This window comes from Thermosulfurimonas sp., from assembly GCF_015491435.1.
Classification (GTDB): Bacteria; Desulfobacterota; Thermodesulfobacteria; order Thermodesulfobacteriales; family Thermodesulfobacteriaceae; genus Thermosulfurimonas_A.
Genome location: NZ_WFVX01000033.1, coordinates 1 through 5,835, shown reverse-complemented (window position 1 = coordinate 5,835; position 5,835 = coordinate 1). Strand labels below are relative to the sequence as shown.

At 59.2% G+C, this 5,835-nt stretch carries 8 protein-coding genes; 7 read left to right on the top strand and 1 reads right to left on the bottom strand.

Going from position 1 to position 5,835, the window contains the following annotated elements:
- Window positions 1–53 precede the first annotated feature (53 nt).
- The 3 genes from F8J34_RS01305 to F8J34_RS01295 are packed head-to-tail and all read left to right on the top strand — an operon-like array spanning window position 54 to window position 3,110.
- The gene (locus tag F8J34_RS01305; protein WP_297055666.1) at window positions 54–1,706 is read left to right on the top strand and encodes a 2-oxoacid:acceptor oxidoreductase subunit alpha; all 1,653 of its coding nucleotides are present in this window, start codon (window positions 54–56) and stop codon (window positions 1,704–1,706) included.
- Window positions 1,703–2,551, top strand: coding sequence for a thiamine pyrophosphate-dependent enzyme (locus tag F8J34_RS01300; RefSeq protein ID WP_297055663.1), 849 nt, complete (start codon window positions 1,703–1,705; stop codon window positions 2,549–2,551). The genes F8J34_RS01305 and F8J34_RS01300 overlap by 4 nt, the downstream gene beginning before the upstream one ends.
- Window positions 2,532–3,110 (top strand): class II aldolase/adducin family protein, encoded by a 579-nt coding sequence (locus tag F8J34_RS01295; RefSeq protein ID WP_297055661.1) that lies wholly within the window; start codon window positions 2,532–2,534, stop codon window positions 3,108–3,110. Before F8J34_RS01300 ends, F8J34_RS01295 begins: the two co-directional genes overlap by 20 nt.
- A gap of 69 nt (window positions 3,111–3,179) precedes the next feature.
- On the opposite strand, the gene F8J34_RS01290 is transcribed toward F8J34_RS01295, so the two are convergent.
- Window positions 3,180–3,332, bottom strand: a complete 153-nt coding sequence (locus F8J34_RS01290; RefSeq protein ID WP_297055658.1) for an RCKP-type rubredoxin-like domain-containing protein — start codon at window positions 3,330–3,332, stop codon at window positions 3,180–3,182.
- A gap of 89 nt (window positions 3,333–3,421) precedes the next feature.
- Between F8J34_RS01290 and argJ the strand changes: the two genes are divergently transcribed.
- From argJ to F8J34_RS01270, 4 genes are all read left to right on the top strand, one after another.
- Window positions 3,422–4,582, top strand: coding sequence for a bifunctional glutamate N-acetyltransferase/amino-acid acetyltransferase ArgJ (gene argJ / locus F8J34_RS01285; protein WP_297055656.1), 1,161 nt, complete (start codon window positions 3,422–3,424; stop codon window positions 4,580–4,582).
- A gap of 31 nt (window positions 4,583–4,613) precedes the next feature.
- Entirely contained in the window at window positions 4,614–4,772 is a 159-nt protein-coding gene (locus F8J34_RS01280) for a hypothetical protein (RefSeq protein ID WP_297055652.1), read from the top strand.
- Complete coding sequence (gene surE / locus F8J34_RS01275; RefSeq protein ID WP_297055649.1) at window positions 4,747–5,499, top strand: 5'/3'-nucleotidase SurE; 753 nt, start codon at window positions 4,747–4,749, stop codon at window positions 5,497–5,499. Before F8J34_RS01280 ends, surE begins: the two co-directional genes overlap by 26 nt.
- Before the next feature lie 66 nt (window positions 5,500–5,565).
- Window positions 5,566–5,802, top strand: a complete 237-nt coding sequence (locus tag F8J34_RS01270) for an HTH domain-containing protein (protein WP_297055647.1) — start codon at window positions 5,566–5,568, stop codon at window positions 5,800–5,802.
- Window positions 5,803–5,835 lie beyond the last annotated feature (33 nt).

Sequence of the window (5,835 nt, the reverse complement as noted above, 5' to 3'; positions counted from 1 at the left end):
TTCGCGTACGCTAGAGTGGTATTTAGAAAACCGCGAGTGGATAAAGGATATTCGTGTCTAATTTTGACTTTTCCGTTCTTTTCGGGGGCCGGGCCGGAGACGGGATCCGTCAGTTAGGGCAACTCTGGGCCCGGTTGCTGGCCCGCCGGGGCTTAAGGGTCTTCCTTTACGATGACTATCCCTCCCTCATCCGGGGTGGGCACAATTTCACCGTGGTGCGGGCCGCCGAGGAGCCGGTCCTTGCGCACCGCAGCCGCATAAACCTCCTCGTGGCCCTAAACCGCGAGGCCCTTGAGCGTCACCGGGAAAAGCTTTCTCCCCCGGGGCTCATCCTCTACGATTCCTCGGCCTTTGAGGCCCAGGGGATAGGGGTGCCCTGGAAGGAAATCGTAAAGGAGCTTTCCGCTCCTCCTATAACCCGGAACACCCCGGCGCTCGCCTCCGTGGCAAGGACCGTGGGAATTCCGCTCTCGGAGCTTGAGGAAACCCTGAGCCGCGATCTCCCCAAGGCCAAAGAGATCAACCTTTCCGTGGCCCGGAAAAGCTACGAGCTTACCCCGGAGGGAACCCTTACCTTTCCCCGCCCCTCTTGCGCCCCGTATCCCACCCTCTTCGGAAACGAGGCTATCGCCCTCGGGGCGGTAGCTGCGGGGCTTCGCTTCTATGTGGCCTATCCCATGACCCCGGCCTCCTCCATCCTTCACTATCTCGCCCAGCACGGGGAGGCCCTGGGGGTGACCACCATCCATCCCGAAAACGAGATTGCCGCCGTGCTCTGCGCCATGGGAGCCGCGGCCGCCGGGGCCCCGGCCATGACCGGGACCTCCGGCGGAGGGTTCGCCCTCATGGTGGAGGCCTTAAGCCTTGCCGGTCAGGCCGAGATCCCCTTGGTGATCGTGGAATGCCAGCGTACAGGGCCGAGCACCGGGGTTCCCACCTATACCATGCAGGCCGACCTTGAGTTCGTGCTTTCCGCAGGACACGGGGAGTTTCCCCGGGTGGTGCTGGCTCCGGGGGATGCGGCCCAGGCCTTCTCTCTTTCGGCAAAGGCTCTCACCCTTGCCTGGCACTACCAGACCCCGGTCCTCCTTCTTTCCGATAAGCACTTAAGCGAAAGCCTTTTCCACCAGGAGCTTCCGCTAAACGGGGTGGAAAAGGTAAGCTTTAAGGCCCGGGAGGAGCAGGGAGAGTACCGGCGCTACGAGATCACCGAGGACGGGGTCTCGCCTCTGGCCTTTTTCGGGGACCCGCAGGCGGTGGTCAAGATTACCTCCTACGAGCACGACCCTTACGGGATCACCACCGAGGAGCCCGGGGCCATCGTAAGGATGCAGGAAAAACGTCTGCGCAAGGAAAAGGGCCTTTGCGCGGAGCTTGACCGGAGAGAGATGATTTCCGTTGAGGGGGAGGGCGAGGTGGCCCTTTTGGTGTGGGGCTCAAGCCGGGGGGCGGCCCTTGAGGTCGCGCGGCGCCTGAATCTTCGTTTCGTTCAGCCCTTAGTGCTTAAACCCTTCCCGAAAAGGGCCCTTTCCGAGGCCCTTAAAGGGGTAAGGCGCCTTATCGTGGCTGAGACCAACGCCACAGGCCAGGGGGCGAGGCTCCTTCGGGCCCGGGGCTTTAGGGTGGATGAGGTGATCCTTAAGTACGACGGGCGGCCCTTTACGGTGGAGGAACTTGAGGAACGGGTCTCGGGGGTTATAAGATGAGTCTTGCCCAGGAGAAAGACCCCCTTGCCACCTATGCGGAGATCACCTGGTGTCCGGGCTGCGGGAATTTCGGGATCCTTACGGCCCTAAAACGGGTGCTTAAGGAGCGGAGCGCGGAGCTTAACCGCCTGGTCTTAGTCTCCGGGATCGGCTGCCACGGAAAGATCGTGGACTATGTGGCGATAAACAGTTTTTACAGCCTCCACGGGCGGGTCCTTCCCGTGGCCTGGGGGATCAAGATGGCCCGGCCGGAGCTTTCCGTGGTCGGGCATGCCGGAGACGGCGACGCCTACGGGGAGGGGATCGCGCATCTCATCTTTGCCGCCAAGCGCAACCTGGACCTCACCTTCATCGTGCACAACAACTCGGTCTATGGCCTTACCACCGGGCAGTTCACCCCCACAAGCCCCAAGGGCTTTAAGGGGCGCTCCACCCCGAAGGGAAGCCCGGAATCCCCCATCAATCCCCTGGAACTCATGCTTTCCTCCGGGGCCACCTTCGTGGCCCGGGGCTACGCCGGCCGTCCCCAGCACTTAGCCCAGCTTATCGCCGAGGCCCTAAATCACCGGGGTTTTGCCTTTATTGATGTCCTTCAGCCCTGCTACACCTTCTTTAACACCTACGATTTTTATAACCGACATGTGCGGGAGATCGGCCCGGAGCACGACCCTTCGGACTTTGAGGCCGCCTGGCATTTAGCCCGCCGCTGGAGCTACACCTACGAGGCCGAGGAGATCCCCATCGGGATCTTTTACCGCACGGAAAAGCCCCTCTATGAAGAGGCGGTAAGGGTGCCGGAGAAGGAGCCGGATCTTTCCGGACATCTTGCCCGCTATCACCTCTGATCCCATGCGCGAGGCCCTTTCCCGCTACACGCGGTTTCTCGCCCGGGAGGGACTTATTTCCGGAAGCGAGGGCAATCTTTCGGCCCGGCAGGGGGAGAGGATCCTCATCACCCCTTCAGGGGGGCTTAAGGCCGAGCTTTCCCCGGAGGAGATCTGCGAGGTGGATCTTTCCGGGAGGATCCTTTCCGGAAGACCCACCTCGGAGCTTCTCATGCACCTTGAGATTTATCGTCGTCACCCGGAGGTCCACGCGGTGGTGCACACCCATCCCCCCTATACCTTAGCCCTAAGCCTTGCCGGGCATGACTTCAGGGAGCACCTCCTTTATGAGGGGGAGATCCTTCTCGGGGAGGTGGCCCGGGTTCCGCCTAAGCCCCCGGGAACTAAGGAGCTTGCCGAGGCCGTGGCCTGTGCCCTGGGAAAAGCCCGGGTGGCGGTCCTTGAAAGGCACGGGGCCGTAAGCGTGGGGCGGGACCTTTCCGAGGCCGTGAACCTCACTCTGGTGCTTGAAAAGGTCTCCCGCGTGACCTATCTCGCTCGGCTCTTAAAACGTCTTTAAATAAGAAGCGGGGGCCCGTTGCGGGCCCCCGCAGGAGGAGGGAGGCAGGGAGGGGGGACAGAAACAAGCCTACTTACACTTCTTACATCCGCCCCGGCTCGAAGACTTGGCCCCGGCCCCTTCCTTTACGAAGGTGCCGGACTCACCGCATTCCGGACACTTCCGGGGTTTACACCGACTCTCCTTACTGAACCCGCATTTTTCACATTTCCAGACCGCCATCTCGAACCTCCTGGCTTTTAGCTTCTGTAGATAAGTTAATAGACATTCTCTACTTTGTCAACCCCGAAAAATGGATTTAAGATAAGGGCATGTTTGTACCGAAGGGGTTCCTCTTTTCCGCGGTGGAAGCCGGGATCAAGTATCCGGGGCGGCCGGACCTGGGGCTGATCCTCTCCGAGGTTCCGGCGGCCTGGGCCGGGGTCTTTACCCGGAACGACTTTAAGGCCGCACCGGTCCTTCTGGGCCAAAAACGCCTTGAAGAAACCGAATTCGTACGGGCCATCTTGGTAAATAGCGGTTGCGCCAATGCCTGCACCGGGCCGGAGGGGATTTCGGATGCCCGGGAGATCCTTGCGGATCTGGCTCAAAACCTGGGAATCTTGCCGCAAGAGATCCTTCCTGCCTCAACCGGGGTCATCGGTACCCGGCTCCCCGTTTCCCGGATCAAAGAGCGTCTTCCGGAGCTCGTCTCCGGTCTCTCCCCGGATAAGGCCGCGCTCGTGGCCCGGGCCATGATGACCACCGACACCTTTCCCAAGGTGGTAAGCCGGGAGGTCCCGGGCACCGGGGCTGTGATCCTGGGGCTGGCCAAGGGAGCGGGAATGATCGCCCCGAACATGGCCACCATGCTGGCCTTCCTCCTTACCGACGCCGGAGTTGCGGCCGAAAGCCTGAGGCGCCTCCTCCCCGAGGCGGTAAAGCAATCCTTCAATCGCATCACCGTTGACGGAGACACCAGCACCAACGATACGGTCTATCTCCTGGCCAATGGAAGGGCCGGAGCCCTTCCCCGGGAGGCGGAGGAGGCCTTTCGGGAGACGCTTTTTGAGGTGTGCCGGGAACTTTCCTACCTCATCGTAAAGGACGGGGAGGGAGCTACCAAGGTGGTGCGTATAAGGGTGGAGGGGGCGCGGGATGCGGCGGAGGCGGAAAGGCTCGCCCGGGCCGTGGCCGACTCCCCCCTGGTAAAGACCGCCTTCTTCGGCGAGGACCCCAACTGGGGGCGGATCCTGGTGGCCCTGGGCAAACTCGGCCTGGGCCTTGATCCGCAGGGGGTGGAGATCCTGGTGAACCAGGTGCCCCTGGTAAGAGAAGGCCAGGGCCTTTCCGAAGAGGAGGCCCGAAGGGAAATGGGCCGTCCGGAATTCACGCTCCGGATAAGGCTTTCCCGGGGAAGAGCCTTAGCCGAACTCCTTACCTGCGACCTCTCCTACGAGTATATTAAAATCAATGCCGAATACCGAACCTGAGGAATCATCCATGGAAGAAAAAGGATTCTGCATGAAATATCAAGAAGAAGTCCCTCTTTCCGGAGGGTGTCGTCACCCCCACGACTACTGTCCCCATCGCTCGGGGTGCATGCTTTATCTCATCTGGAAGGAGGAACACCGGGGCAGGGAAGGGGAAAACCGCGGTGAGGATCCTTCTCACCAACGATGACGGCATCTATGCCGAGGGGCTGTGTGCGCTCTATCGGTGTCTTTCCCTGGATCATGAGGTCATTGTGGTGGCCCCGGAGGCCGAGCGCAGTGCCGTGGGCCATGCCATCACCCTTTCCGTTCCCCTGCGGGTAAGAACAGTCCGCCGGGGCCGCGAATTTCGGGGCTACGCGGTAAACGGCACCCCGGCCGATTGCGTAAAACTCGCCTTCTACGAACTGGTGGGCCCGGTGGATCTCGTGATCTCCGGGATCAACCGGGGCGCCAATGTGGGCATCAACGTGCTCTATTCCGGTACGGTATCCGCAGCCACCGAGGCCGCCATCCTGGGCATGCCGGCCCTGGCTGTATCCCTGGATGCTTATCGCCAGGAAAGTTACTGTTTTGCCGCTTATTTCGTTTCTGTATTGGTAGATCAAGTCTTCCACTGGTCTCTTCCCTTTCCCTTCTGCTTGAACGTCAACATCCCCCATCTTCCTCCACAACAGATAAAAGGCATCAAGTTCACCCGTCAGGGCACCAATAGACTAAGAGAGCGTTTTGAAAGGCGTCTGGATCCTCACGGGAATGTTTATTACTGGCAATGCGGAGAGGAATTCATGGAGGAAGACCCGGAAACCGATGTAATAGCTTTGAAACAAGGCTATATAAGCATTACGCCTCTCCATCACGATTTAACCCATTCTGAAATTCTCACTCGCTTAGAAAGCATCAAAATCTCCTATTAAACTCTTGACAAACAAAATCAATCTATTAAGGTTAAAGTATCATATCCAGAAAAGGAGGGGTAGAGCATGGCACGCAAAAGAAGCAGAATGATCACTAAAGAGGATGTCCGTTTCATTTATGAAAATTATCATAAAATGACCTCCCAGGAGATCGCCGAAAAGCTAGGCATAAGCCGCTTTCAGGTTACCAAAGTGGTAAGCGAATTACGCAAGCGCGGGGTAAATATTCCTAAGAAAGCCGGTAAACGTAAAAACCCTATTGATGAATTCGTGGAGGAACTTAAGAAGGGCAAAAAGGCCTAGGCTTCCAGCAATTTTCTGGCCTGCATACAATCC

Bases quoted from the DNA above. Each gene is read 5' to 3' on its own strand.
- F8J34_RS01300 (WP_297055663.1), top strand. From the start codon at position 1,703: ATGAGTCTTGCCCAGGAGAAAGACCCCCTTGCCACCTATGCGGAGATC.
- F8J34_RS01290 (WP_297055658.1), bottom strand. From the start codon at position 3,332: ATGGCGGTCTGGAAATGTGAAAAATGCGGGTTCAGTAAGGAGAGTCGG.
- argJ (WP_297055656.1), top strand. From the start codon at position 3,422: ATGTTTGTACCGAAGGGGTTCCTCTTTTCCGCGGTGGAAGCCGGGATC.
- F8J34_RS01280 (WP_297055652.1), top strand. From the start codon at position 4,614: ATGAAATATCAAGAAGAAGTCCCTCTTTCCGGAGGGTGTCGTCACCCC.
- F8J34_RS01270 (WP_297055647.1), top strand. From the start codon at position 5,566: ATGGCACGCAAAAGAAGCAGAATGATCACTAAAGAGGATGTCCGTTTC.